The sequence below is a fragment of the Pseudomonas fluorescens genome (assembly GCF_001902145.1).
Classification (GTDB): domain Bacteria; phylum Pseudomonadota; class Gammaproteobacteria; order Pseudomonadales; family Pseudomonadaceae; genus Aquipseudomonas; species Aquipseudomonas fluorescens_BV.
Window position 1 is genome coordinate 188,353 of the sequence record NZ_MRST01000019.1, and the last position, 24,011, is coordinate 212,363.

Consider the following 24,011-nt stretch of genomic DNA (forward strand, 5'->3'; position numbering starts at 1 on the left):
AGGCAGCGCCTTACATCTCGACCTGGGTGCCCAGCTCGATCACACGGTTGACCGGCAGTTTGAAGAACCGCAGGTTGCCGTTGGCGTTTTTCAACATGAAGGCAAACAACACTTCGCGCCAACGGGCCATGCCTTTGATGCGCGAGGCAATCACCGTTTCACGGCTGAGGAAGTAGGTGGTGCGCATCGGGCTGAAGTCCAGATCATCCAGATGGCACAGTTTCAGCGCTTCAGGCACGTCCGGTTCATCGGTGAACCCGAAGTGCAGGATAACGCGGAAGAAGCCTTCGCCGTAGGCATCCACCTCAAAGCGTCGCGCCGCAGGCACCCGTGGAATGTCTTCGTAGACAACGGTCAGCAGCACCACCTGCTCATGCAGCACCTGGTTATGCAGCAGGTTGTGCAACAGCGCATGGGGCACGGCGTCGGGCCGCGCGGTGAGGAACACCGCCGTGCCCTGAACGCGATGGGGCGGCTGTACGCGGATACTGCTGATAAAGATCGGCAACGGCAGGCCACCCTCGTCGAGACGGCCGACCAGCAATTGCTTGCCGCGCTTCCAGGTGGTCATCAGCACAAACAGCACGATCCCCGCCAATACCGGGAAGGCGCCGCCCTGGATGATCTTCGGCGCGTTGGCCGCGAAGAACAGGCCGTCCACCAACAGGCAGCAGAGCAACAGCGGCACGGCCAGCACCGGTGGCCATTTCCACAGCAGCAGCATCACCGCCGATACCAGGATGGTGGTCATCAGCATGGTGCCTGTTACAGCTACGCCGTAGGCTGAGGCCAGGGCGCCGGAGGATTCGAAGCCCAACACCAGCAGGATCACGCCGACCATCAACGACCAGTTCACCGCACCGATGTAGATCTGGCCCTGTTCGGCACTGGAGGTGTGCTGGATATGCATGCGCGGGATGTAACCCAACTGGATCGCCTGGCGGGTCAACGAGAACGCGCCGGAAATCACCGCCTGGGAAGCAATCACCGTGGCCAGGGTGGACAAGCCCACCAACGGGACCAGCGCCCAGCTCGGCGCCAGCAGGTAGAACGGGTTGCGCGCCGCCTCCGGATCGCCCAGCAGCATCGCGCCCTGGCCGAAATAGTTGAGCACCAGCGCCGGCAGCACCAGAAGGAACCAGGCGCGGGCAATGGGTTTGCGACCGAAGTGGCCCATGTCGGCGTACAACGCTTCGGCGCCGGTCAATGCCAGCACCACCGCGCCGAGGATCGCCACGCCGATACCGGGGTGAACCATAAAGAAGCGCACGCCCCAAGCCGGGTTCATCGCATTCAGCACTTCGGGTTGCTGCAGGATGCCGTACACCCCCAGGCCGCCCAACACCAGGAACCAGGTAACCATCACCGGGCCGAACAGCTTGCCGATGCGGTCGGTGCCGTGTTTCTGGATCAGGAACAGCGCCACCAGCACCACAAGGGCGATGGGCACCACCCATTTTTCCAGGCCGTCGAACGCCAGTTCCAAGCCTTCAATGGCTGACAACACCGAAATCGCCGGGGTGATCATGCTGTCGCCGTAGAACAGCGCCGCACCACACAGGCCACACACCACCAGGAAACTGCGCAATTTCGTGTGCTTCCCGGCAGCTCGCCGGGCCAACGCGGTGAGGGCCATGATGCCGCCCTCGCCCTGGTTGTCGGCGCGCAGCACGAACAGCACGTACTTGATCGATACCACCCAGATCAACGACCAGAAGATCAGTGCCAGAATCCCCAAGACGCCGTCATGATTGACCTGCACGCCATAACCGCCATTGAACACCTCTTTAAGGGTGTAGAGCGGGCTGGTCCCGATATCGCCATAAACCACACCAACCGCCGCCACCAGCATGCCAATCGGCTTGGCGCTGGAATGCTCGGCACCTGCTGCTTGACTATTTGCCTGACCCATCAACCACTCCTGCCCTTTGACCTGCGGTCTTTTATAAACAGCGCTTCTAAGCTGACCCTAGCATGCGCTGTTTTACTTCTCGTAACAGACGTTTTATTGACCCAAGGGCTTTACCCGTGCGCAACGGCGCGAAGCATAGCGCAGCACTCGTCGCATTTCCCTGCATAAAGCTGGTCAAGTGCGCTGCCCGCCGATAGAATTGCGCACTTTTTGATCAGAGGCGCACCAAGCGCCCGTCCGTTGCCTTGTCGTGCACGACCGGCAGCGTCATTCAATACCGAGGTTAGCCAACCCCAAGGTTGGCTTTGTTTCCCTGGGTTGCCCCTAAGATCTTTACTCCACACCTTCATTTTCTTGATCTTTAGTAACAACCCCCTTAAAGGCAAGGCCATAGGCGGTTGGCAAAAATGGGATAGAATGAAGGCTGACGGAGGGATACAGCGTGAACAAAGCAGCTCAGCAAAAAAAACATACCCGAATTACGCACGGCAAAATGGTTTCCGTGACCATTCGTGGCCGGGACGGAAGCTTCAAGGCTCTCCTTTCAAGCGCGGACGATGTGGTTGAACGGCATGTCACGAAAAGCCTCTCAAGCAGCGTGTTGAGTCAAAAAGACTCAACGCATCGTCCGGTGCGTGCGCCCCACCTGTCTGGCCTTGAACGCGATCTGGAAGAGCTGAAGAAGGTTGTTGCGGCACTGGCCGTGCGCTCGGTTGCGCATGAAGAGAAGGCCGCTGATTTTGATGTCGAGGGCTTAACCGTGCTTGACGCCAACACAGCGTACCAACTGCTAGATAATCCCCCTGAGCCCACTGACACACTTCGCAACCTGCTTGCCTTGCGCTAAGGGCTTTCAATGGACTTCATCACCGTCGACTTCGACAAGTCGATTGATCGCTCTGCATTTGATTGCGGGGCGCACCCAGCCTTAAACACGTACATTGCCCAGCACGCAGGGCAAGACCAAAAGCGAAACATCTCCCGCACATTCATGTACGTCGAAGATGGGGCGCTGCTGGGCTATTACACCCTAGCGAACGCCTCTGTAGCCCTTGAAGAGCTAAGCGATGACCAAAAAAAGAAAATGCCTCGGTATCCTATGCCGGCAGTGCTTTTGAGTCGTCTGGCGATCGACAAAGGTACTCAAAGCAAGGGGCTCGGCCAGAGATTGATGTCTGACTTCTTCCGTCGCGTGCACACGGTTTCCAAGCAGTCTGGTGTAGCTTTTGTGATCGTCGATGCGAAAGACCAAGATGCTGCGGATTACTATCAGCTTAAGTTAGGGTTTGTGCCATCCACGAATAACCCCCTTCGCTTGGTACTTTCTACCGCAACCTTCATCCAGACGTTAGATGCACGAAAGTAACTTCCCGCAGACATAGCTCGTACCTGGTCATCCACAGGGCAGCAGTGTGCACATTTGTGCAAACCGGTGAACCTAGAAGATTTGACCATAGCCCACGTAAACCGTGGCATTCCTTCTCCCAAGCCATCTACCAAGCTTTGACTTAGAGCGCCTTTCCGCAGAGCAGCACTGATTACAGTTCTTGATGGTTTTTCAATTTTCCGCCTAGGCAAGCCGAAGGCTTTAGGAATCTGCGTCTCTCAGGGTCTAGCGCTCACTGTAACTCTACAAAGTGCGAAATTGCCGATCCCCTGCGGAGCCCCCCCGGGCCCGCTTGGGCTGCAGGTTCGTTTGCACGACATCCCGTTTTGCACAAAAAAGGACGCAAACCCCGTCGGAGGGAGGGGGATAAGTGCTTTTTCCTAGTGTTTTTTCTTCTATCGTAAGCTTTCAGCATAAGAGGTGGATGTGCCACCGGCCCCAGAACCTTCCTCCCGGCCGCTGAGCGTGCTCTGGCGAAGATTGCAAAGACTGGCCCGGCCTGAGTGGGATTGAATGCATCGTTACACGTGCATACGCACAGGCCTGGTGGCGCCTGCAAAGACAGCCGCGCTCAATAGCTTTATGGGGGAGGAGGCATTTCTGCTTTTCTAAAGAAATGCGTTTACGAAAAACACTTGAAATGCAAGTAGCAACACTGGCCTACTCACCTCATCAATCGGAGCAGGTCAGGAGTAGAAATGGAAATTTTCGCAATTACACAAGAAGAATTGCAAAAGCTGCTGGACTTGAATGAAGACCACTTTAACGATGTTAAAAGTTTTCGTATCAGCCCCGCAAAATTGCAGGAGTCATTTGTTGCCTTTGCAAATTCAGATGGAGGAGACCTCTACATTGGCATCGAAGATAAAGCAGTATTAGGCGAAAGAATAGTCGGCTTCACAGAGCAGGAGAAAGCCAACGACTTAATATCCACACTCCTTGAACAAACTACCCCTGCCGTAGAAAACGTAGTAGTCGAGTTTTTCGACACTGGAGATAGAGGATTTATTCTGCACTTCGGCATACCTAAAAGCCCGAAGGTTCATTACGCTGCAAATGGTGATTGCTATATCAGGGTGAACGCTCGAAAATCAAAAATCAAAGGCGAACGAATCACTCAACTTGGTTACTCAAAAGGAGCCGAATTATACGAACGAAAAGCAGTTGACGACCTTGAAGTTGAGGAAGTCCTAGAGAGTCCACATCTAAAAAGCTACATACACAGAATTAAGTCCTTACTGGATCCGGAAATCTTTCTCCGAAAACAAAGATTACTGACAAAAAAAGATGACGTACGCCTACCAAATGTTGGATGTGTATTATTATTCGACGAGACACCACAGGCCACGTTACAAACCCGCTGCGCAATTAAAGTTTATCGCCTTCGCACTACTGACAAGGAATACAAAAGAGAGCAGCTTGAGGAAATGCCCGTAACCATCAACGGGACAGTGGAAGAGTTAATCAGCCAGTCTATCGCTCAAGTGGCAAAGTATATCGATGGTGCCTCTTACAATGATGGCAAAAGCATCGTAAAACTCCAGTATCCGGCAGAAGCGCTTAAGGAAGTTCTTGTTAACGCTGTAATACATCGCGACTACAGCCTCAACGATGATATTCACATTAGAATATTCGATAACAGAGTAGAGATCAGAAGTCCTGGCCGACTTCCTGGATACATGACCACCGATAACATTTATGATGATAGGTTCTCGCGCAATCCCAACATCGTTCGCATGCTCCACAACCTACCCAACCCAGTAAACCATGACATCGGGGAAGGTTTAGATACAGCAAGAAATGAGCTTAAGAAAGTCGGCCTCGTCGAACCAGACTTTGAAGAAGCAGAAAACGCGTTTATTGTAACAATTAAGCACCAAAGGATCGCATCAGTGGTTGACGTCATTGAAACGTACTTGGATGAAAACCCAGGAGCCATTCTAACAAACAAGTTAGTAAGGCACCTCAGCGGTGAAGATGATATGCAGAAAGTCAAAAAAGCACTTCAGCGCCTACGTGCAGATGGAAAGATAAAACCCGTCGACGAAAAGGTCCAAGTATTCAAGTATGAATACATCAAGGCTTAAGTTAATTTCGTAGCTTCACATTGTAACTGCCCTTTAGGGTGGTAGAGAAATGTAACGCCTGAGCCGCACCGGCCTTAAATACTGAAGCAGTATTTGGGGGTGGTGCAGGGCCATAAGTATGCACAGACAATTGGGAGTTCATCTCTCGCAACAGATTAAGCGTGTCGCATACGACTTCGAATAGGTTCACGTCCTCAGAACCGAGCCAGGTCTTGGGTGCCATAAGCCGCTGCCCCCAGAGCCGCCGCACTCTCACGCAGCCCCTCGATCCTTTCAACCATATCAGCACCCACCGTGGCGTTGTGCTTCTGCCCCACCACCAGATTCAAGTCGCGCCCAGTCGCCTGATGCAAATCATCCACCGCCGCCAGGCTTGCAGATCCACCCGACAGCAGCTTGAACACGCTCAACGCCTCGATCGTCTTGAGCCCCACCCAATGCTCAGTTGAATGGTCGTCCACCGTCCTGGTGTGATTCTGGAACGTCTCCGTGTTTCCCATCGCCTCGACTTCCCGCTCGATCGCCTTGTCCCGGATCTTCCCGTCCGTTTGGTGCAGTCAGTTGCCGTCAGCGTCCACGCGCTGCTGGCACGCCTCGCTGTGCTGCCACACCTGATCACCCTTCGGCACGCTGGGCATACTCAGCCCGTGAGGCAGAATGGTTTGGATATAAGGCTTGTGCGGAAGGCCGTAGGCAAAACACACCACAACCTGGGTGCCTTCCTCGGGAAACGCATAGATGCCCATTTCCTCGCCACCAGTGGGCAGTAGCAACGGTACGCCCGCCAGGATCGGCAGCTTGGGATCTGGTTCTCCGTCCGGCCCCATGACCTCGATGTCAACCGCATAGCGCGGCCGGAAGTCGTCACAGATGCCGGCGCCGGCCGGGGCGTCGGCTACGGCGACAACGCGGGCAAAGCGTGGCAGGTGATAACCACCGGTGAGTTCAGGGAATTGTCGTTCTACGCTGCAGCGGATTGCGTCGTCCATCGGATGGCCATCTGATTGTCGATGAGCGCCACACTGGTGATGCGCTCGTCGTGGTTGATTGTTGCACCTGGTCGCAACCCGGGAAGGGCTGCAATCATCGCGCTTTGATTGCCCTGGTAGTCGTCGAACAGTTCCACCGGCAGCTGTAGCGGCGGGCGAACACCAAAGAAGCTGTCGGCCCAATAGCCCACGAACACTTCCCCTGCACCGTGCTGCTGCCAGGTAAAGTCGGGGATGTTGAAAACCCGGGCCAGGCTGGCCATGGCGTGGTAGCCAGCGGCCAGACTGTAGAAGTACGGCGCGTTGAAGTCGGCGTCCGTCAATCCAGGACAGGAAAGCACAAGCGGAAGTGCTGACTGATCTCAACTAGGGCGATATTCACGCCCAGCGCAGCACTCGTCGCATTTCCCTGCATAAAGCTGGTCAAGTGCGCTGCCCGCCGATAGAATTGCGCACTTTTTGATCAGAGGCGCACCAAGCGCCCGTCCGTTGCCTTGTCGTGCACGACCGGCAGCGTCATTCAATACCGAGGTTAGACATGTCCACCACCATCGCAAAAGCCAACCCCAAGGTTGGCTTTGTTTCCCTGGGTTGCCCGAAGGCGCTTGTCGACTCCGAGCGCATCCTCACGCAATTGCGTATGGAAGGCTATGACGTCGTGTCCACTTACCAGGACGCCGATGTGGTGGTGGTCAACACCTGCGGCTTCATCGACTCGGCCAAAGCCGAGTCCCTGGAAGTGATCGGCGAAGCCATCAAGGAAAACGGCAAGGTCATCGTGACCGGCTGCATGGGGGTGGAGGAAGGCAATATCCGCAACGTGCACCCGAGTGTGCTGGCCGTGACCGGCCCGCAGCAGTACGAGCAGGTGGTCAACGCCGTGCATGACGTGGTGCCGCCACGCCAGGATCACAACCCGCTGATCGACCTGGTGCCGCCTCAAGGCATCAAGCTGACCCCACGCCACTACGCGTACCTGAAGATTTCCGAAGGCTGCAACCACAGCTGCAGCTTCTGCATCATCCCGTCGATGCGCGGCAAACTGGTGAGCCGCCCGGTGGGTGATGTGCTCGACGAGGCCCAGCGCCTGGTCAAGTCTGGCGTCAAGGAGCTGCTGGTGATCTCCCAGGACACCAGCGCCTATGGCGTCGATGTGAAATACCGCACCGGTTTCTGGAACGGCGCGCCGGTGAAAACCCGCATGACCGAGCTGTGCGAAGCCCTCAGCAGCCTGGGGGTGTGGGTGCGCCTGCACTATGTTTACCCTTACCCGCACGTGGACGAATTGATCCCGTTGATGGCCGCCGGCAAGATCCTGCCGTACCTGGACATCCCGTTCCAGCACGCCAGCCCGAAAGTGCTCAAGGCGATGAAACGCCCGGCGTTCGAAGACAAGACCCTGGCACGCATCAAGAACTGGCGCGAGATCTGCCCGGAGCTGATCATCCGTTCCACCTTCATCGTCGGTTTCCCCGGCGAGACCGAGGAAGACTTTCAGTACCTGCTGGACTGGCTGACCGAAGCGCAGCTGGACCGCGTCGGTTGCTTCCAGTACTCGCCAGTTGAAGGTGCTCCGGCCAACCTGCTGGACTTGGCCGTGGTGCCGGACGACGTCAAGCAAGACCGTTGGGAGCGCTTCATGGCGCACCAGCAGGCCATCAGCTCGGCGCGCCTGCAACTGCGCATCGGCAAGGAAATCGAAGTGCTGATCGATGAAGTCGACGAGCAAGGCGCGGTGGGTCGTTGCTTCTTCGACGCCCCTGAAATTGACGGTAACGTGTTTATCGACGATGCCAGCGGCCTGAAGCCGGGTGACAAAGTGTGGTGCACCGTGACCGACGCCGACGAGTACGACTTGTGGGCGCAAAAGCGCGACTGATCGCACGATGATAAAAAAGCCTCGCCTCTGACAAGATGCGGGGCTTTTTTAGGTCTATCGTATTGCCCATCAACCCCGAATACAGCAAGGACAGCGGGTATGCGTCAACATTCGGTGATTCACACACCTAAAACCAACGACTACGCGCGCCTGGTGCAGATCTGGGAGGACTCGGTACGCGCCACCCACGACTTCCTCCCGGACAGCTATATCCACATGTTGAAAAACCTGGTGCTGACCCGCTACCTCGATGCGGTCATGCTGATCTGCACCAAGGACTCATGCCAACGCATCACCGGGTTCGCCGGAGTGTCGGCGGGCAAGGTGGAGATGCTGTTTATCGACCCGCACTACCGTGGCCAGGGACTGGGCCGGCAATTGCTGGGTTACGCGATCGAACACATGAATGCCGATGAACTGGACGTCAACGAACAGAACCCCCTGGCCCTGGGTTTTTACCTCAAGCAAGGCTTCGAGGTGATCGGGCGCACAGAGCATGATGGCCTTGGGCAGCCTTATCCATTGCTGCACCTGCGCCTACAGCAGCAACAGGCCCGTAATGCCTGAAACCACACCGTACAAACTGTGGAAGCTGGCTTGCCTGCGATGGCGGTATACCGGCACCCGATGAGTAGACTGACCCGACGCATTCGCAGGCAAGCCAGCTCCCACATTTGACCCGTGTTGCGTCAGTTAAATAATTGTTAAGGCACATGCGCTGAAATGGAGCCGGGATTAACCGGCGCCAGGCAGGTACAATAGTGGCCCCCTTTTGTTACGGCCCTTGTCATGACTGACCCCATACGCCTCTCCAAACGCCTTATCGAACTGGTCGGTTGCTCCCGTCGGGAGGCTGAGCTGTTTATCGAAGGCGGCTGGGTCTCGGTGGACGGCGAAGTGATCGACGAGCCGCAGTTCAAGGTCACTGACCAGAAAGTCGAGCTGGACCCGGAAGCTAAAGCCACCGCGCCAGAGCCGGTGACTATCCTGCTGCACGCCCCCGCAGGCGTAGATGCTGAAACCGCCATGGCCTCGATCAGCGCCGAAACCCTTTCTGAAGAACACCGCTTCGGCAAGCGTCCGCTCAAGGGGCACTTCCTGCGCCTGAGCGCCAGCGCCGACCTGCAAGCCAAGGCCAGTGGCCTGCTGGTGTTCACCCAGGACTGGAAGATTCTGCGCAAGTTGACCGCCGATGCCGCCAAGATCGAGCAGGAATACGTGGTGGAAGTCGAAGGCGACATGGTTGCCCACGGCCTTAACCGCCTGAACCACGGCCTGACCTACAAGGGCAAAGAACTGCCTGCCGTCAAAGCCAGCTGGCAGAACGAGAACCGCCTGCGCTTTGCGATGAAAAACCCGCAACCCGGCGTGATTGCGCTGTTCTGCGAAGCGGTTGGCCTCAAAGTCATTGCCATCCGCCGCATCCGCATCGGCGGCGTGTCCATCGGCAAGGTGCCAGTGGGCCAATGGCGTTACCTGTCCGGCAAAGAGAAGTTCTAAGCCGTTCCCTTTTCCCGACACCGCCTGATTCCGGCGGTGTCATCAGTTGAATACCAGGATTGCCCACCATGATTCACAACGACGTACTGCGCAGCGTGCGCTACATGCTCGACATCAGCGACAACAAGATGGTCGAGATCATCAAGCTCGGCGGCATGGACGTGACCAAGGAAGATCTGCTGACCTACCTCAAGAAAGATGAGGAAGAGGGCTTCGTGTTCTGCCCGGATGAAGTCATGGCTCACTTCCTCGATGGCCTGGTGATTTTCAAGCGCGGCAAGGACGAAAGCCGCCCGCCGCAGCCGATCGAAACCCCGGTGACCAACAACATCATCCTGAAAAAGCTGCGCGTGGCCTTCGAGCTGAAGGAAGACGACATGCATGCAATCCTCAAGGCGGCGGAGTTCCCGGTGTCCAAGCCAGAGCTGAGCGCGCTGTTCCGCAAGTTCGGCCACACCAACTACCGCACCTGTGGCGATCAGTTGCTGCGTAACTTCCTCAAGGGCCTGACCTTGCGGGTCCGTGCCTAAGCCATGAGTTACAAGGTCTCGCCCGTCGGCTTCGTACACTCCTGTTTCAAGGAGAAGTTCGCCATCCCGCGCCAACCGCAACTGGCACCGGCTGCCCGTGGCGTGCTGGAACTGGTGGCGCCGTTCGACCAGGGCGAGGCGGTGCAGGGGCTGGAACAGGTCAGCCATGTGTGGCTGCTGTTTCTGTTTCATCAGGCCCTGGAAGACAAGCCACGCCTGAAAGTGCGCCCGCCACGCCTGGGCGGCAATACGTCCATGGGCGTGTTTGCCACCCGCGCAACCCATCGGCCCAATGGTATTGGCCAGTCGGTGGTGAAGCTGGACAAGGTGGAACCGGGGCGGCTGTGGATATCCGGCATAGATTTGCTCGATGGCACGCCGGTGCTGGATATCAAGCCGTATGTGCCGTATGCCGACATTGTCGACAGCGCTACCAACACCATCGCCAGCAGCGCGCCGCAACTGATTGCTGTGCAGTGGCTCAAGACAGCGCTGCAACAAGCCCAGGGCCACGCCGAGCGCCTGAGCGAGCCACTGGTGGCGTTGATTGAGCAGTGTTTGGCGCAGGACCCGCGGCCGGCGTATCAGGTTCCGACGTCGGAACGCGAATACGGTGCGCAATTCTGGGATGTGGATGTGCGCTGGCACTATCCGGAACCCGGGATGATTTGTGTGCTGGAAGTGGTTCCGGCACAGTAAATCGCACAAACGAAAAAGCCCGCGCTGCCTTCACAGGCAACGCGGGCTTTTCTTTGCAAACGCATTCAACTGTAGGAGCGAGCTTGCTCGCGAAAAACGAACAGGCACCGCGTTGAGTCAAGATGCCAGCGTTATCGTTGACGTTCTTCGCGAGCAAGCTCGCTCCTACAAGTGAGCCGAAGTCATTTCTCGACGAACGCACGCTCGATCAGATAATCACCCGGCTCACGCATCCGTGGCGAAACCTTGAGGCCGAAGCTGTTCAACACTTCGCTGGTCTCATCCAACATGCTTGGGCTGCCGCACAGCATGGCGCGGTCGTCTTCGGGGTTGATCGGCGGCAGGCCGATGTCGCTGAACAGCTTGCCGCTGCGCATCAGGTCGGTCAGGCGACCTTCGTTTTCGAACGGCTCGCGGGTCACGGTCGGATAGTAGATCAACTTGTCACGCAGGGCCTCGCCGAAGAATTCGTTCTGCGGCAAATGCTCGGTGATGAATTCGCGGTAGGCGACTTCGTTGACGTAGCGCACGCCGTGGCACAGGATGACTTTTTCGAAACGCTCGTAGGTCTCCGGGTCCTGGATCACGCTCATGAATGGGGCGAGGCCAGTACCGGTGCTGAGCAGATACAGATGCTTGCCCGGCTTCAAATCGTCAAGCACCAGGGTGCCCGTCGGTTTTTTGCTGATGATGATCTCATCGCCTTCCTTCAGATGCTGCAACTGGGAAGTCAGCGGGCCATCGGGCACCTTGATGCTGAAGAACTCCAGATGCTCTTCCCAGTTCGGGCTGGCAATGGAGTAAGCGCGCATGAGCGGGCGGCCGTTGGGCTGTTGCAGGCCGATCATCACGAACTGACCGTTCTCGAAGCGCAGGCCCGGATCGCGGGTGCACTTGAAGCTGAACAGAGTGTCGTTCCAGTGATGAACACTGAGGACACGCTCGTGGTTCATGTTGCTCATGTACGGGGGACTCCTGGAAATGGGTCTGCGCCAAAGGTATGGATGCGCAATTGCACAGCATTCTAATGGCGGCGACAATATCTGTTAACTGGATTATTAAGATAAGGGTTATCGGTTATATCGATATGCGATTTACTCTCCGTCAACTGCAAGTCTTCGTTGCCGTCGCCCAGCAGGAAAGCGTCTCGCGCGCTGCTGGCCTTCTGGCCCTATCCCAATCCGCAGCCAGCACGTCAATCACCGAGCTGGAGCGTCAATCCAGCTGCCAATTATTCGACCGCGCCGGTAAACGCCTGAGCCTCAACGCCCTCGGTCACCAACTGTTGCCCCAGGCCGTGGCGCTGCTGGACCAGGCCAAGGAGATCGAGGACCTGCTCAACGGCAAGTCCGGCTTCGGCTCCCTGGCGGTCGGCGCCACGCTGACCATCGGCAATTACCTGGCGACGCTGCTGATTGGCAGCTTTATGCAGCAACACCCCGAGAGCCAGGTAAAGCTGCATGTGCAGAACACTGCCCATATCGTGCATCAGGTTGCCCACTACGAAATTGACCTGGGTCTAATCGAAGGCGACTGCAGCCACCCGGATATCGAGGTGCAGACATGGGTAGAAGATGAACTGGTGGTGTTCTGCGCGCCCCAGCATCATTTGGCCAAGCGTGGCGTGGCCACCATGGACGAATTGACCCACGAAGCGTGGATCCTGCGCGAACAAGGCTCGGGCACGCGCCTGACCTTCGACCAGGCTATGCGTCATCACCGTAGCGCACTGAATATCCGCCTGGAACTGGAACACACCGAGGCGATCAAGCGAGCTGTGGAGTCGGGCTTGGGCATTGGCTGCATTTCGCGGCTGGCGCTGCGGGATGCCTTCCGCCGTGGCAGCCTGGTGCCAGTGGAAACCCCGGACCTGGACCTGGCCCGGCAGTTCTACTTTATCTGGCACAAGCAGAAGTACCAGACCTCAGCGATGCGCGAGTTTCTCGAACTGTGCCGCGCCTTCACCGCTGGGGTGCAGCGCAGCGACGAGATCGTGCTGCCGAGTATCGCTTGATCGTCAGATCAGGATCACGGCCCACACCAGGGTGATCATGGTCAGTGCCACGAATTGCGCGGCGCTGCCCATGTCCTTGGCGTTTTTAGACAGCGGGTGGCGGTCCAGCGAAATACGGTCAATGGCCGCTTCTACCGCTGAGTTAAGCAATTCGACGATCAGCGCCAACAGACACACTGCAATCAGCAGCGCCCGCTCAACCCGGCTGACCTGCAAGAAAAAGCTCACGGGGATCAGGATGACGTTCAGCAACACCAGTTGGCGGAATGCCGCCTCGCCGGTGAAGGCCGCGCGCAGGCCATCCAGGGAATAGCCTCCTGCATTGAAGATACGTTTGATACCGGTTTGACCCTTGAAAGGCGACATAGATGTAGGCAACTGAACCAAAGAAGTGGGGAAGCTAGATCACGCAAAGTCAAAAAAGCGTGAAGCGGCTGTAACTTAATGTTGCGAGATTGACTCAAGTTGCTGCAACAGCAATGCCGCCTGGGTGCGTGTACGTACACCCAACTTACGGAAAATCGCCGTAACGTGAGCCTTGATGGTCGCTTCCGACACGCTCAACTCGTAGGCAATCTGCTTGTTCAACAACCCTTCGCAGACCATGGTCAATACCCTGAACTGCTGGGGCGTCAAACTGGCCAGGCCATCACGGGCGGCCTTGGCCTCATCGGACACATTGATTTCTTCAAACGCCTGGGGTGGCCAGGACACATCGCCATCCAACACCGTACGCACGGCTTTCTGGATATCTTCCATCGCGCTGGACTTGGGGATGAAACCGCTGGCGCCAAACTCCTTGGAGCGCACCACCACGTCGGCTTCTTCCTGGGCCGACACCATCACCACGGGGATCTGCGGGTATTGACCACGCAGCAGCACCAGCCCGGAGAAACCGTAGGCGCCCGGCATGTTCAGGTCGAGCAACACAAGGTCCCAGTCGGACTTTTCGGTAAGGCGGGCTTCCAGTTCGGCAATGCTGGCCACTTCGACCAGACGTACATCGGGGCCAAGGCCCAGGGTTACGGCCTGATGCAGTGCGCTGCGAAACAGCGGGTGGTCATCGGCAATCAGGATTTCGTATGTGGCCATTGGTTAAATGATCCTGTTTTTTATGGGAGCCCTGATGGGTTCAGGGCTCACCAATACACGAGGCGACGGCCAGGCAGCGATCGCCACAGGGCCCGCTCAACGTCAAAAACACATGAAACGACGTCGATAATTCACGGTTGCGCCCAATCGGCGCACAGCATGCCCAGCGTAGCCTGGAGGGTCAAGCACTACGCCCGTGGGGATTTTAGCGGGTTGCGGGCTTACAGTGCCATCATGCAAACGTCGTCTGGTTATACCGCCGGGATGTAGGGTGCAAGGCGCGTATGCACGGTGTCTGCCGCATCCAGGGGCAGTTGGAACTTGGCAGCCAGGTAATGGGTGCTGAACACATCGAGGTAGGCATCCAGCACTTCGCTGGCGGCCAGGTCATCCGCCAGCTCCAGGCACAGCGCCGCCACCTCGGCGGTGCAGAAATGGTCATCGCGCTTGGAGCGTCGTAGTTTGTAGCGCGACAACTGCTCGGGCGCCAGGCTCAACACCGGTAAATGTTCCAGATAGGGGCTTTTGCGAAACATCTTGCGCGCTTCGCTCCAAGTGCCGTCAAGCAGGATAAACAGCGGGCGCGTGCCCTCCTCCACGCGCACCTCGCTGACCACCCGCTCGGGCGCCACGAACTCACCGGGAAATACGATGTACGGCTGCCATTGCGGGTCAGCCAGCAACCTGAGCAAATCGGGGTCGACTTCGGTGCGCGACCAGGCGAATGCAGTGGTTTCGTCAATGACATCGGCGATCAGCCAGCCCGTGTTGCTGGGTTTCATCGGTTCAACGTCGTGCATCAACAGGCACATGGCGGACCTGGCTTCTACCTGAGGCCGCCAGGCACATAGGCAGTATTCAGGAATGACCCGACAGCCGGAACAGCGCTCAGCACGCGAACCCCGATTGAGAAACGGCCTGACGGCACGCGCCAGACGCTGGGTACGCAAACGGGAGACGGCGTGACTCATCGGGCACGCGGCGAAGAAAAGGAAATCGACACGGAACAAACTCGTGAAAAACAGAAGTCCCGCAGTTTACCAGCGATACGCCTGGCTGTAGTGGCAAGGGCTCACCTATAATTGCGCGCCACTGAACGCACAGCCCAGTGGCTGGTCTATGCACCAGTAACCGAATCAGGAGAGTTTCATGCTGCGTTCCATGCTGCGCCTTGTTGCCCCATCCGTCGCCCTTGCGCTGGTCTTGCCTACGGGCGCCCACGCGGCCTCGCTGCTGGAGGCTCAAATGAACAGGAAGCTGCAAAGCGTCGCGGCTGAAAGCAACAAAGACCTGCCCCGGGAAATCGATGAAAAAACCCTGGAAGTCGCCTACACCGTTGAAGGCATGCAACTGATCGATCACCTCAGCGTGCTGCCTGACCGTGCCGAACAGATGCGCGCCAACCCCAAGGCTGTGTATTTCCAGCTGGGCCGCAGTGTGTGCACCAACCCAGGCTACCGCGAGCTGATGGCCAAGGGCGCGGTGATGCGCTACGAAATCACCGAGAACAAGACCAATCGGCCGGTGGCTTCGGTAAAGTTCGCAGAGGCCGATTGCCCGGCTCCGGCGAAAAAGAAAAAGTAACCTCTGCTTGACCCTCCCGCGCTGCTTCCCAGCGGCGCACACGCTTGCTCTGCGTTTGCCATCAACGACTAAACTGCGTAATGAGCCACCAATAAGCGGTTGCCAGCCAAGGGTTTTTCGGCCCATGATCAGTTCATCCCAGATGCCCGCCCACCACAGTTTTTAATGCTGTTCTGTCATATTTTCAGGGCAAAAAAGGCCTGCCCTCCTGCGGCATGCCGCGACACAAGCAGTGTCGTGGCCCAGTCGACGTTCTCGTCGACTACCCAGGCCCTGTAAAGAAGGAGAAATTGAATGCCTCATGAATCGAATGATCTGTTGCTTCGTCATTTTGAAGAAAACGGGACCGACCTCACCCAGCAAGTCGACGCACAAATTCAGTTGATCGCCCCCAACAGCCCGAATATCTCCCTTTATCGAGACATGATCCTCACCGTCCTGCGCATGGCCCAGGACGACCGTGATCGCTGGAACGCCAAGATCACCCTGCGTGCCATCCGTGAACTGGACCATGCCTTTCGGGTGCTCGAACAGTTCAAGGGCCGGCGCAAAGTCACGGTATTCGGCTCGGCACGTACGCCAGTGGAAAGCCCGCTGTATGCGCTGGCCCGAGAGGTGGGTGCAGCGTTGGCGCGTTCCGACCTGATGGTCATCACCGGTGGCGGTGGCGGCATCATGGCCGCAGCCCACGAAGGCGCGGGCCTGGAGCACAGCCTGGGGTTCAATATCACCCTGCCCTTTGAACAGCACGCCAACCCAACCATTGATGGCACCGACAACCTGCTGTCATTCCACTTCTTCTTTACCCGTAAGTTGTTCTTCGTCAAGGAAGCCGACGCGCTGGTGTTGTGCCCTGGCGGTTTCGGCACCCTCGACGAGGCATTGGAAGTGCTGACCCTGATCCAGACCGGCAAGAGCCCGCTGGTGCCGGTAGTGCTGCTGGATGCGCCGGGCGGTGGATTCTGGCAAGGCGCCCTGAATTTCATCCGCAGCCAGTTGGAAGCCAATCGCTATATCCTGCCCACCGACCTCAAACTGGTCCGCCTGGTCTACAGCGCCGAAGAGGCCGTGGACGAAATCAACCAGTTCTACGCCAACTTCCACTCCACCCGCTGGCTAAAGCGTGAGTTTGTGGTGCGCATGACTCATCCCCTGAGTGATCGCGCCCTGGCCCATATGCAGCAAGCGTTTGCCAGCCTGCGGCTCAGTGGCGAGTTCCAGCAATTCGCCTATACCGGCGAAGACCATGACGAACCGAGGTTCAGCCATTTGACGCGCCTGGTGTTCAATTTCAACGGCCGTGATCAGGGGCGACTGCGGGAGTTGGTGGATTACATCAACCTGCCGGAGAACTGGGCGCAGGCTCAGGGCAAGGCGCAGCAACGGATGACGCCAGAGACAGCGTGATTTTTTGCAGACGAAAAAAAGGCCCACTATTTTCATAGTGGGCCTTTTGTTTTTTGGCGTTCAGTCGTCCATATCCCGACCGCTCAACAAGCGGCTGATCATGTCCATCGAAAACCCGCGATAACTCAAGAAACGACCTTGCTTCGCACGCTCCTTCGCATCTATAGGAAGATGCCCCGCAAACTTGCGACGCCAGGTTTCCTCCAACTGCGACTGCCAACTGATACCGCACTCACGTAGCGCGAGGTCAATATCGGCACGTTGCAGTCCACGTTGGCTCAACTCTTCGCGAATCCGCGCAGGGCCGTAACCGGAGCGTGCGCGGTAAGACACAAAGCTTTCAAGGTAACGGGCTTCCGACAACAGCCCTTCTTCCGTCAACCGGTCGAGGGCTGTTTCGATCATTTCAGGCTCTGCGCCGCGCTGGCGCAACTTACGTGTCAGCTCGACTCGACCATGCTCGCGGCGAGCGAGCAGGTCCATTGCAGTGCGCCGAACAGCGACGAGTGTATCCAGTACAACAGTCATCGTTTGCTTCAGATGTCAGTATCGGCTTCTTCCATCTCGTCAACCGGCTCGCGGTTAGCGGCAGCTTTCACGTCCGGCGCCGGGGTCAACAGCTTGTCGCGAATCTGCTTCTCAAGCGTGGCAGCGATATCCGGATTGTCCGCCAGGAACTTGGCCGAGTTGGCCTTGCCCTGACCGATCTTGCTGCCGTTGTAGGCATACCAGGCACCAGACTTCTCGACGAAACCGTGCAGTACGCCCAGGTCGATCATCTCGCCGTTCAGGTAAATACCCTTACCGTAGAGAATCTGGAACTCTGCTTGACGGAATGGCGGCGCCACTTTGTTCTTCACGACCTTGACGCGGGTTTCGCTACCCACCACTTCGTCGCCTTCCTTCACCGCGCCGGTACGGCGGATATCCAGACGGACCGAAGCGTAGAACTTCAGCGCGTTACCACCGGTGGTGGTTTCCGGGCTACCGAACATCACGCCGATCTTCATACGGATCTGGTTGATGAAGATCACCAGGCAGTTGGCGTTCTTGATGTTACCGGTGATTTTACGCAGCGCCTGAGACATCAGGCGGGCTTGCAGGCCCACGTGCATGTCGCCCATTTCGCCTTCGATTTCAGCCTTGGGCACCAGTGCAGCCACGGAGTCGACCACGATCACGTCGATGGCGTTGGAGCGCACCAGCATGTCGGTGATTTCCAGGGCTTGCTCGCCGGTATCCGGCTGGGAAACCAGCAGATCATCAACGTTGACGCCCAGCTTGCCGGCGTATTCAGGATCCAGGGCGTGCTCGGCGTCGACGAACGCACAGGTGGCGCCCATTTTCTGCGCCTGGGCAATCACCGACAGGGTCAGGGTGGTTTTACCGGAAGATTCAGGACCGTAGATCTCAACGATACGGCCTTTTGGCAGGCCGCCAATGCCGAGCGCGATGTCCAGACCCAGAGAGCCAGTGGAAATAGCCGGGATCGCCTGACGGTCGTGATCGCCCATACGCATTACGGCACCCTTGCCGAATTGACGTTCGATCTGACCCAGGGCCGCAGCCAAGGCTTTCTTCTTGTTGTCGTCCATTAAAGTCCTCACGTAATCAATAAGGCCTGACGGCCAACACCTGTATAAGTAGACAGTATTGTTCCACAAAGATCCGAGATCGCCTACCCCTGATTGTCTATTTCTGCTGCAGCTCGTCGCAACAAGCCCTCCAGCGCGGCTTTTACCGTTTGTCGGCGGACCTCGTCGCGGTTGCCGGGGAAGTGCGCAAGCTCGGTCGTCACCTCTTCGCCCACGGCAAAAGCCAGCCAAACGGTGCCCACCGGCTTGTCCGGCGAGCCGCCATCCGGGCCGGCGACACCGCTGACCGCCACGGCAAACCGCGCCAGGCTTTTTTCCTGCGCGCCGCGGGCCATCGCTTCCACCACTTCCTGGCTGACGGCGCCGACTTTGGCGAACAGCTTTTCCGGCACATTCAACTGCCGGGTCTTCTGTCGGTTGGAATAAGTGACATAACCCGCCTCGAACCAGGCCGAACTGCCCGGGATCCGCGTGATAGCTTCGGCAATACCGCCGCCGGTACAGGACTCGGCAGTGGTGACGTGGGCACTGAGCACCTGCAAACGGCGACCCAGTTCGGCAGCCAGTTGAGTGATTTCCTTCACGGTCGTCTCCAGGAATGGGCGGGGGTCTGCCTACCCTACAGGAGCCCATCGACCATGCAAGGTACAGAGTGCATCAAGAGGCTAATGCGCGACGGCCTGCACGTAGGCCTGGCAAGCACGCAAGGCGATCAGGGCGTTATCGCCGTCGTCGGTGATACGGATAATTCGCTGAGCATGCGCCGGGTCAAGTCGGGCTCGCGAGGTTGCATGAACCACGCCGCCGGCGCTGGGGGCGGCAGGCACTGTGCAGCCAATGGCGACGGTGTCGAGAAGGACTGACAGCCGCACATCAGCAGTGGCCAGGCGATCACGCAGAGCAGCTTGGTTACGCTGGGCATCGTTCAATTCCTGAATGTGTTGGTGGTCGCTAGTAGAGAGCTGTTGTTCAAGGGCCAGGCGCTTGGCCTGTTCAGCCTGTTGCAGATGAAGGATTGCCTGGCTTTGCTCGCTGAGCTCCTGCGCGTGGACCACCGATTGCAGCTCCAATTGCGCCCCGTATCGCCACGCCTGCACCTGCCACACAAGCGCCATGAGTAGGCATACGCCGATCAAGCGAAACGCACCTAGGAAACGCATAGCACCGCCTTCGCCCGCGCCCACAACTGCAAACGGTCCTCCAGCCCGTTGAGGCCGCCGTTGATGCGACGCGTGATGGCGGTGAACTGCCCTTTGTCGGCGAGCTCGTTGAGGCCGTTGCTTTGCCAGAACCAGGCGGCGGATTCGCAGGCCCATTGCGGTTGTTCCAGCAGTTGCGGCTGGAGCAACAGGCGATCATCGCCGAACAGCGCCTGGCTGCACGCCATGTAATTGCGGCGCCCGGTTATCTGGATCAGCCCCCTGCCACGATACTTTTGTCCATCTCCGTCCGCTTCGGGGGTGTTGCCCAGGCGTGCGGCCAAGGTGCCGGTGTCGTATTTGCTCAGGTACTGATCACTGCCCAACTCTCGTAAATAGAACAACTGACCCGATTCATGGCCGACTTGGGCAAGGAATGCGGCAGTGCGCTCGGGTGTGGTGATTTGGTAATGAGACATGGCCGTGTTTAAGGTCGAAATGAAAACGCCCGCCTTGAGGCGGGAGTTTGGTAATACTTTAATTAGCTGTTGCTCAGACACCACCATGCAACCCTCCTCCTTGGGGTCAAGTTTTCAATGAAACACGACTCAGGCGTATTTTTCATTCAGTGCATACAAGATCGCGCACGTTTCTGAATCAAGCACACCGTCATAGTTTTCAGGGCGAAAGTGCAGTTGAAAAGCACTCAGTGCAGTGTCCTGGACGTAAGCGGGTCTGAACAATGCGCGTCACGCCTGTTCCGCCAACCCACCAGCCATGATCGAACTGCGATACCCCGTCGCCGGGTCGCCAACGTGTGTCACCTTGGTGATCGACCAGCGCCCCTGCATGTACACAGGCCAGGTGTCATCCAATACCAGCAACCCTTCGGCCGCCAGCAACGGGTTACCTGGGCACTCGATCTGTAACTTCAAGCCTTCACGGCCCACACGGCGCAGTTCGCCTTCGGCCACGGCGCGGGCTTCGGCTTCGTTCTGGCAGGGCTGGCGCAAGGTCTTGAACGGGGCGATCCCGACCTGGACCACGCGCTGCTTGCCGGCGGCGGCGTCCCACCATCTGACGCGGCTGCCCATGTATTTGGAGCGCGATTTTTCATCGAGCTTGGCGGTAATAAAGGCCTGGTCGCCCGGGCGGTTGTCGTGTGTCACGGACAGCTTCACTTCGGGCAACAGCTGACCGGTGAGTGACTTGGCCTGCCCCGCTTCGGCCAGCACATAGAGTTCATTGAACGGTTTGGTGACTGCGTTGTAACGCTTGGCCAGGCGGGTGATGAAGGCCATGTCGCTTTCGTTGGACTGGTCGATATGCTCAATCGCAATACCGTCCAGCGTCGGTGCCACACGCGGTGAAAAGCCGTGACGGCTGACCAGTTGGCGGAACAATGCGCCCAAGGTGGTCGGCCCATGGCTGGCGGAACGGCGCTGGCGGTAGCCGCTTTTATCCACCACGCTGAAGGGCGCAGCAGTGGCCACGATCATCAGGCGCATCGGAAACAGCACCGGGGTTCGCTGGGTGACGACAAACTCGCCTTTTTCCACCAGGCCGGTTTCCTGATAACCGACGCGCAGGCCGATCTTGCCGCTGAGGCTGGGCAAGCCTTCCAACCCCTCGATGTTGAGGGTCAGTTCCAGCCGATCGGTCTCGATGCCCGCGGCATCGGTGTGGCTCCAGTGCATCAGGCGTTGATTGAGCAGCGCCGCATTGGCGCCGTAGAACTCCACGATCGGAGTGAATCCCTGTGTCATACAGCCTCCTTAGTCCCAGGCCAGGACAGGACGTATGGCGGCCGGCCTGGCTAGCATCTCCGGCACGATCACCCATACGCCTGCGGGCAGTACCGGGCCGTATTCGGCAAGGTCCGGGTTCAAGCGCCAGAGGGTTTCTTCGGCCGCGTCATCGCAACGGCCCAACTCGCGGTAAAGCAACAGGTTGACCGAGTCACCGGCAATACTTCGCACTCTACGCATTGACGAATTCCTCCAATTCCAGGGTCCAGGTCATGACCATGGCAGTGCCGTCATCAATCACATTGCTCTGGCTTTCCATCACTGCATTGATCCGCCACTGGCCCCAGTTACGGCCGATGCCATCGACCAGCGGCAACGGCGCCCGCGCATTTTGCAGGGCGCGCAATTCGTCCAGGCGTTGCATCCCGACGGCGTACATGGCGGTGCCGCTGAATGTGAGTTTTTCCAGCTTCTGGCCGTTCTGCCGCGACTGGGGTTTGCTGGCAATAATCGCCAGGTCGCTCCAACCGCCATCGCTGTTGCGCGTCAGTGTGGAATAGGCGAACCCCCGGGATAACCCAAAAATAAAGTCGCCCAGTACCATTTGTTGTCGCATCAATCACCTCCTGAGGGATCGGCCAGTGCCGCGTTGCGCCGCACGCTCAGGGAGTCGGTGAGCATAGGCACGCATTGGAACTGCAAGGCCTGGATCACTTGATTGACCACCTGCTGAGCGTCCGCCGGGTTGACGCCGGTGATCTGGATGCTCGGTGAGAGCGTGATCTGAACGTTGTCCGTTCGCGCGCTGCTGAGTTCTTTACTCAGCGCGTTTGGCGCAGGCAGACGATCACTTGAACCGAACAACTTGCCCCCAAGCCAGCTGCCTGCTTCGCTGCCGAGCAAGCCACCGATGGCGCCGCCGACTGCGGTGCCGATACCCGGGAAAACCAGGGTGCCGAGAGCGGCGCCGGCGGACGCGCCGGCCCAGGCGCCACCGGCGGTGCTCAGGCCCGAACCGACAGCCTTGGCGTCGCCAGTGCGTACGCCCTGGATCACATCCACCGCGGTGTCGACATACTTGAGTGGGCCAAGGCGGCGGGCGCCGGCCAATCCCAATCTGCGCGCTGTTCCCAGTGGGCTGGCAGGTATCTTCAGCGGGCCAGGCAGAGGCTCACGCCTGATATCGCGAGTATTGGCCGGGGCAGTTACCCGACCTTCGAAAGGCATGGGGATGAGCTTGCGCTCTACTGCTTCGATCAGCCCAGGGCCTTTGCTCGCTGTCGACGGGCCTGCGGATCGGTTCTTTGTTCGACTGTTCGTCAGGACTGCACGAGGTTGCAACCGCCGAGCCGGGCCACCGGCATCCAAGCCCAAAAACGGCGGAGGCAACATTGCTTTTGCATCACGTTCGAGGCTACTTAGAATCCGGGCAAACACACCGCCGTTCCTGCCTGCGGGCGATCGTTTGGTCGAAGCTGTCTTCGGTGAAAGCGGCTGTTTCTTTTGCCTGTTCTGCGAGCTTTGAGGGCTTCGAGATCTCTGCTGTTTTTGCGAGGTCGACTGACGAGGACTCTTTTTCCCGCGGGAGCCCTGCGAGCGCGAACGTCGACTTCCAATGGGGCGCTCAGTTGCCGTCGCGCAGCAGCACGCTTTGCCTTTCTCGGAACCGCCATCCTTGAACAGCTTGCCAACACCGGGGAGCTTACCCAGCGTCGCATCGACCACGTTGCCGGCAACGCGGCTTTTTATCGTGTCTCCCAAACCTGAGAACAGTTCGGTAAACACCGGCGTAACAGCTCCAGCCGTTTTAATCGCGCTCGCCAGAACCGGTGAGTCTTCAGCGGCGACATTGGCGCTGTCCGTCAGGCTCGTCTTGGCTTTCAGCCAAAGCGATTCTCCCCAGACCGATGTGGCATCCAGGGTCTTAGAGAAGCGTTTGCTGCTTTCGTTGGACTCCTCGCGCAGCACCTTTACTGACTTTTCCGACGTCGCGGCGTTGTCAAATTTCAAATGGCTGCCTGAATGCTGCAGCGCACTTGCCAGGTCTAGTATCTGGGCATTGCCCAGCGTCATGGCCTCGCGGGTATGGCGCAAATTCTCAGAGGTGGTCGAAGCGGATTCAGACACCGTCTTCGATTCTGTAGGCTCACCCACATTGGATGAGCGCACATCAACTGCCCTCAACGACGACAAGGCGGTGTCGAGAGAATCCACACCCTCACGCAATGAGCCGAGCGACAGTGCCAGTTCATCAAGTTTCAGCGTTGCGTCGGTGAGCGCGGCAACTGTTCCGGACAAGGCAGCCAAATCTGTTGACGGGGTAGAGCTGCCAGCCGACAACGCGCCAGGGCTGAGGATATCGGCGTCATGTGCGCCGTTTGTACTGCCGAACGCATCCCGGCCATTCCTGGCGGCGGCATAGGCGAGCGAATAATTGTCCTGCATCCCG

25 protein-coding genes and 3 pseudogenes are annotated in these 24,011 nt (G+C 58.1%); 11 read left to right on the plus strand and 17 right to left on the minus strand.

Going from position 1 to position 24,011, the window contains the following annotated elements:
* Positions 1-10 precede the first annotated feature (10 nt).
* Positions 11-1,912 carry a potassium transporter Kup gene (locus tag BUE92_RS06895; protein WP_073522724.1) on the minus strand — a complete coding sequence of 634 codons (1,902 nt, stop codon included), beginning with the start codon at positions 1,910-1,912 and terminating at the stop codon, positions 11-13.
* Positions 1,913-2,354: 442 nt separating this feature from the next.
* On the opposite strand from BUE92_RS06895, the gene BUE92_RS06905 reads away from it, so the two are divergent.
* The 3 genes from BUE92_RS06905 (at position 2,355) to BUE92_RS06915 (ending at position 5,386) form a co-directional block, all read left to right on the plus strand.
* Positions 2,355-2,759, plus strand: coding sequence for a hypothetical protein (locus tag BUE92_RS06905; protein ID WP_073522730.1), 405 nt, complete (start codon positions 2,355-2,357; stop codon positions 2,757-2,759).
* A gap of 9 nt (positions 2,760-2,768) precedes the next feature.
* Entirely contained in the window at positions 2,769-3,278 is a 510-nt protein-coding gene (locus BUE92_RS06910) for a GNAT family N-acetyltransferase (RefSeq protein WP_073522731.1), read from the plus strand.
* A gap of 719 nt (positions 3,279-3,997) precedes the next feature.
* Positions 3,998-5,386: an ATP-binding protein gene (locus BUE92_RS06915; RefSeq protein ID WP_073522732.1), complete on the plus strand. Its 1,389-nt coding sequence runs from the start codon at positions 3,998-4,000 to the stop codon at positions 5,384-5,386.
* 1 nt (position 5,387) lies between these two features.
* Here the strand turns inward: BUE92_RS06915 and BUE92_RS06920 are convergent.
* Positions 5,388-6,375 (minus strand): annotated as a pseudogene (locus BUE92_RS06920) (phage baseplate assembly protein V).
* Positions 6,348-6,674: pseudogene (locus BUE92_RS06925) on the minus strand (hypothetical protein); the annotation flags it as partial. The pseudogenes BUE92_RS06920 and BUE92_RS06925, both read right to left, overlap by 28 nt.
* Positions 6,675-6,913: 239 nt before the next feature.
* On the opposite strand from BUE92_RS06925, the gene rimO reads away from it, so the two are divergent.
* The 5 genes from rimO to tsaA all read left to right on the plus strand — a co-directional run bounded on the left by rimO (position 6,914) and on the right by tsaA (position 10,983).
* A complete protein-coding gene (gene rimO, locus BUE92_RS06930) occupies positions 6,914-8,254 on the plus strand; it encodes a 30S ribosomal protein S12 methylthiotransferase RimO (protein WP_073522733.1) in 1,341 nt (446 codons plus the stop codon).
* A gap of 99 nt (positions 8,255-8,353) precedes the next feature.
* A complete protein-coding gene (locus tag BUE92_RS06935; RefSeq protein ID WP_073522734.1) occupies positions 8,354-8,821 on the plus strand; it encodes a GNAT family N-acetyltransferase in 468 nt (155 codons plus the stop codon).
* Between the two features lie 222 nt (positions 8,822-9,043).
* Complete coding sequence (locus tag BUE92_RS06940; RefSeq protein ID WP_073522735.1) at positions 9,044-9,754, plus strand: rRNA pseudouridine synthase; 711 nt, start codon at positions 9,044-9,046, stop codon at positions 9,752-9,754.
* A gap of 68 nt (positions 9,755-9,822) precedes the next feature.
* Complete coding sequence (locus tag BUE92_RS06945) at positions 9,823-10,284, plus strand: DUF1456 family protein (protein ID WP_005785469.1); 462 nt, start codon at positions 9,823-9,825, stop codon at positions 10,282-10,284.
* Between the two features lie 3 nt (positions 10,285-10,287).
* The gene (tsaA, locus tag BUE92_RS06950; RefSeq protein ID WP_073522736.1) at positions 10,288-10,983 is read left to right on the plus strand and encodes a tRNA (N6-threonylcarbamoyladenosine(37)-N6)-methyltransferase TrmO; all 696 of its coding nucleotides are present in this window, start codon (positions 10,288-10,290) and stop codon (positions 10,981-10,983) included.
* Positions 10,984-11,165: 182 nt separating this feature from the next.
* Here the strand turns inward: tsaA and fpr are convergent, their stop codons facing one another.
* Positions 11,166-11,945: a ferredoxin-NADP reductase gene (fpr, locus tag BUE92_RS06955; protein ID WP_003189055.1), complete on the minus strand. Its 780-nt coding sequence runs from the start codon at positions 11,943-11,945 to the stop codon at positions 11,166-11,168.
* 125 nt (positions 11,946-12,070) lie between these two features.
* Here fpr and BUE92_RS06960 point away from each other — a divergent pair, with 125 nt between their 5' ends.
* On the plus strand, positions 12,071-12,997 hold the full coding sequence (locus BUE92_RS06960) for a LysR family transcriptional regulator (RefSeq protein WP_003189054.1): 927 nt from the start codon (positions 12,071-12,073) through the stop codon (positions 12,995-12,997).
* Between the two features lie 3 nt (positions 12,998-13,000).
* Here the strand turns inward: BUE92_RS06960 and BUE92_RS06965 are convergent, their stop codons facing one another.
* The 3 genes from BUE92_RS06965 to BUE92_RS06975 all read right to left on the minus strand — a co-directional run bounded on the left by BUE92_RS06965 (position 13,001) and on the right by BUE92_RS06975 (position 15,060).
* Positions 13,001-13,363 (minus strand): diacylglycerol kinase, encoded by a 363-nt coding sequence (locus tag BUE92_RS06965; protein WP_019817716.1) that lies wholly within the window; start codon positions 13,361-13,363, stop codon positions 13,001-13,003.
* A gap of 75 nt (positions 13,364-13,438) precedes the next feature.
* Positions 13,439-14,089 (minus strand): response regulator transcription factor ErdR, encoded by a 651-nt coding sequence (gene erdR, locus BUE92_RS06970; protein ID WP_003189050.1) that lies wholly within the window; start codon positions 14,087-14,089, stop codon positions 13,439-13,441.
* Between the two features lie 251 nt (positions 14,090-14,340).
* The gene (locus tag BUE92_RS06975) at positions 14,341-15,060 is read right to left on the minus strand and encodes a tRNA-uridine aminocarboxypropyltransferase (RefSeq protein WP_073522739.1); all 720 of its coding nucleotides are present in this window, start codon (positions 15,058-15,060) and stop codon (positions 14,341-14,343) included.
* Positions 15,061-15,238: 178 nt separating this feature from the next.
* Between BUE92_RS06975 and BUE92_RS06980 the strand changes: the two genes are divergently transcribed.
* Together BUE92_RS06980 and BUE92_RS06985 are read left to right on the plus strand one after the other, a co-directional pair.
* On the plus strand, positions 15,239-15,673 hold the full coding sequence (locus BUE92_RS06980) for a PA3611 family quorum-sensing-regulated virulence factor (RefSeq protein ID WP_073522742.1): 435 nt from the start codon (positions 15,239-15,241) through the stop codon (positions 15,671-15,673).
* A gap of 294 nt (positions 15,674-15,967) precedes the next feature.
* Entirely contained in the window at positions 15,968-17,080 is a 1,113-nt protein-coding gene (locus tag BUE92_RS06985; protein WP_073522744.1) for a TIGR00730 family Rossman fold protein, read from the plus strand.
* A 60-nt stretch (positions 17,081-17,140) separates the two neighbouring features.
* Here BUE92_RS06985 and recX read toward each other — a convergent pair whose 3' ends face one another.
* From recX to BUE92_RS07030, 10 genes and pseudogenes are all read right to left on the minus strand, one after another.
* Positions 17,141-17,608 (minus strand): recombination regulator RecX, encoded by a 468-nt coding sequence (gene recX / locus BUE92_RS06990; protein WP_034126489.1) that lies wholly within the window; start codon positions 17,606-17,608, stop codon positions 17,141-17,143.
* Between the two features lie 8 nt (positions 17,609-17,616).
* Complete coding sequence (recA, locus tag BUE92_RS06995) at positions 17,617-18,675, minus strand: recombinase RecA (RefSeq protein WP_005785454.1); 1,059 nt, start codon at positions 18,673-18,675, stop codon at positions 17,617-17,619.
* 83 nt (positions 18,676-18,758) lie between these two features.
* The gene (locus tag BUE92_RS07000; RefSeq protein WP_073522747.1) at positions 18,759-19,259 is read right to left on the minus strand and encodes a CinA family protein; all 501 of its coding nucleotides are present in this window, start codon (positions 19,257-19,259) and stop codon (positions 18,759-18,761) included.
* 81 nt (positions 19,260-19,340) lie between these two features.
* Positions 19,341-19,835, minus strand: a complete 495-nt coding sequence (locus BUE92_RS07005; protein ID WP_073522749.1) for a lysis system i-spanin subunit Rz — start codon at positions 19,833-19,835, stop codon at positions 19,341-19,343.
* A complete protein-coding gene (locus tag BUE92_RS07010; RefSeq protein WP_073522751.1) occupies positions 19,823-20,380 on the minus strand; it encodes a glycoside hydrolase family 19 protein in 558 nt (185 codons plus the stop codon). The genes BUE92_RS07005 and BUE92_RS07010 overlap by 13 nt, the downstream gene beginning before the upstream one ends.
* Before the next feature lie 42 nt (positions 20,381-20,422).
* Positions 20,423-20,548: pseudogene (locus tag BUE92_RS27765) on the minus strand (N-acetylmuramoyl-L-alanine amidase); the annotation flags it as partial.
* 15 nt (positions 20,549-20,563) lie between these two features.
* Entirely contained in the window at positions 20,564-21,580 is a 1,017-nt protein-coding gene (locus tag BUE92_RS07015) for a contractile injection system protein, VgrG/Pvc8 family (RefSeq protein ID WP_073522753.1), read from the minus strand.
* A gap of 9 nt (positions 21,581-21,589) precedes the next feature.
* A complete protein-coding gene (locus BUE92_RS07020; RefSeq protein WP_073522755.1) occupies positions 21,590-21,802 on the minus strand; it encodes a tail protein X in 213 nt (70 codons plus the stop codon).
* Positions 21,795-22,178, minus strand: a complete 384-nt coding sequence (locus tag BUE92_RS07025; protein WP_073522757.1) for a phage tail protein — start codon at positions 22,176-22,178, stop codon at positions 21,795-21,797. Before BUE92_RS07025 ends, BUE92_RS07020 begins: the two co-directional genes overlap by 8 nt.
* Entirely contained in the window at positions 22,178-24,007 is a 1,830-nt protein-coding gene (locus BUE92_RS07030) for a phage tail tape measure protein (RefSeq protein WP_073522758.1), read from the minus strand. Before BUE92_RS07030 ends, BUE92_RS07025 begins: the two co-directional genes overlap by 1 nt.
* Positions 24,008-24,011: the final 4 nt, after the last annotated feature.

Excerpts from the sequence above, each read along its gene's own strand:
- tsaA (WP_073522736.1), top strand. The coding sequence starts at position 10,288 with ATGAGTTACAAGGTCTCGCCCGTCGGCTTCGTACACTCCTGTTTCAAG.
- BUE92_RS06980 (WP_073522742.1), top strand. The coding sequence starts at position 15,239 with ATGCTGCGTTCCATGCTGCGCCTTGTTGCCCCATCCGTCGCCCTTGCG.
- BUE92_RS07025 (WP_073522757.1), bottom strand. The coding sequence starts at position 22,178 with ATGCGACAACAAATGGTACTGGGCGACTTTATTTTTGGGTTATCCCGG.
- BUE92_RS07015 (WP_073522753.1), bottom strand. The coding sequence starts at position 21,580 with ATGACACAGGGATTCACTCCGATCGTGGAGTTCTACGGCGCCAATGCG.
- BUE92_RS06915 (WP_073522732.1), top strand. The coding sequence starts at position 3,998 with ATGGAAATTTTCGCAATTACACAAGAAGAATTGCAAAAGCTGCTGGAC.
- rimO (WP_073522733.1), top strand. The coding sequence starts at position 6,914 with ATGTCCACCACCATCGCAAAAGCCAACCCCAAGGTTGGCTTTGTTTCC.
- BUE92_RS07010 (WP_073522751.1), bottom strand. The coding sequence starts at position 20,380 with ATGGTGGTGTCTGAGCAACAGCTAATTAAAGTATTACCAAACTCCCGC.
- fpr (WP_003189055.1), bottom strand. The coding sequence starts at position 11,945 with ATGAGCAACATGAACCACGAGCGTGTCCTCAGTGTTCATCACTGGAAC.
- BUE92_RS06965 (WP_019817716.1), bottom strand. The coding sequence starts at position 13,363 with ATGTCGCCTTTCAAGGGTCAAACCGGTATCAAACGTATCTTCAATGCA.
- BUE92_RS06935 (WP_073522734.1), top strand. The coding sequence starts at position 8,354 with ATGCGTCAACATTCGGTGATTCACACACCTAAAACCAACGACTACGCG.
- BUE92_RS06960 (WP_003189054.1), top strand. The coding sequence starts at position 12,071 with ATGCGATTTACTCTCCGTCAACTGCAAGTCTTCGTTGCCGTCGCCCAG.
- BUE92_RS06975 (WP_073522739.1), bottom strand. The coding sequence starts at position 15,060 with ATGAGTCACGCCGTCTCCCGTTTGCGTACCCAGCGTCTGGCGCGTGCC.
- BUE92_RS06945 (WP_005785469.1), top strand. The coding sequence starts at position 9,823 with ATGATTCACAACGACGTACTGCGCAGCGTGCGCTACATGCTCGACATC.
- erdR (WP_003189050.1), bottom strand. The coding sequence starts at position 14,089 with ATGGCCACATACGAAATCCTGATTGCCGATGACCACCCGCTGTTTCGC.
- BUE92_RS06940 (WP_073522735.1), top strand. The coding sequence starts at position 9,044 with ATGACTGACCCCATACGCCTCTCCAAACGCCTTATCGAACTGGTCGGT.
- BUE92_RS07020 (WP_073522755.1), bottom strand. The coding sequence starts at position 21,802 with ATGCGTAGAGTGCGAAGTATTGCCGGTGACTCGGTCAACCTGTTGCTT.
- BUE92_RS06910 (WP_073522731.1), top strand. The coding sequence starts at position 2,769 with ATGGACTTCATCACCGTCGACTTCGACAAGTCGATTGATCGCTCTGCA.
- BUE92_RS07030 (WP_073522758.1), bottom strand. The coding sequence starts at position 24,007 with ATGCAGGACAATTATTCGCTCGCCTATGCCGCCGCCAGGAATGGCCGG.
- BUE92_RS07005 (WP_073522749.1), bottom strand. The coding sequence starts at position 19,835 with ATGCGTTTCCTAGGTGCGTTTCGCTTGATCGGCGTATGCCTACTCATG.
- BUE92_RS06985 (WP_073522744.1), top strand. The coding sequence starts at position 15,968 with ATGCCTCATGAATCGAATGATCTGTTGCTTCGTCATTTTGAAGAAAAC.
- recX (WP_034126489.1), bottom strand. The coding sequence starts at position 17,608 with ATGACTGTTGTACTGGATACACTCGTCGCTGTTCGGCGCACTGCAATG.
- BUE92_RS06895 (WP_073522724.1), bottom strand. The coding sequence starts at position 1,912 with ATGGGTCAGGCAAATAGTCAAGCAGCAGGTGCCGAGCATTCCAGCGCC.
- recA (WP_005785454.1), bottom strand. The coding sequence starts at position 18,675 with ATGGACGACAACAAGAAGAAAGCCTTGGCTGCGGCCCTGGGTCAGATC.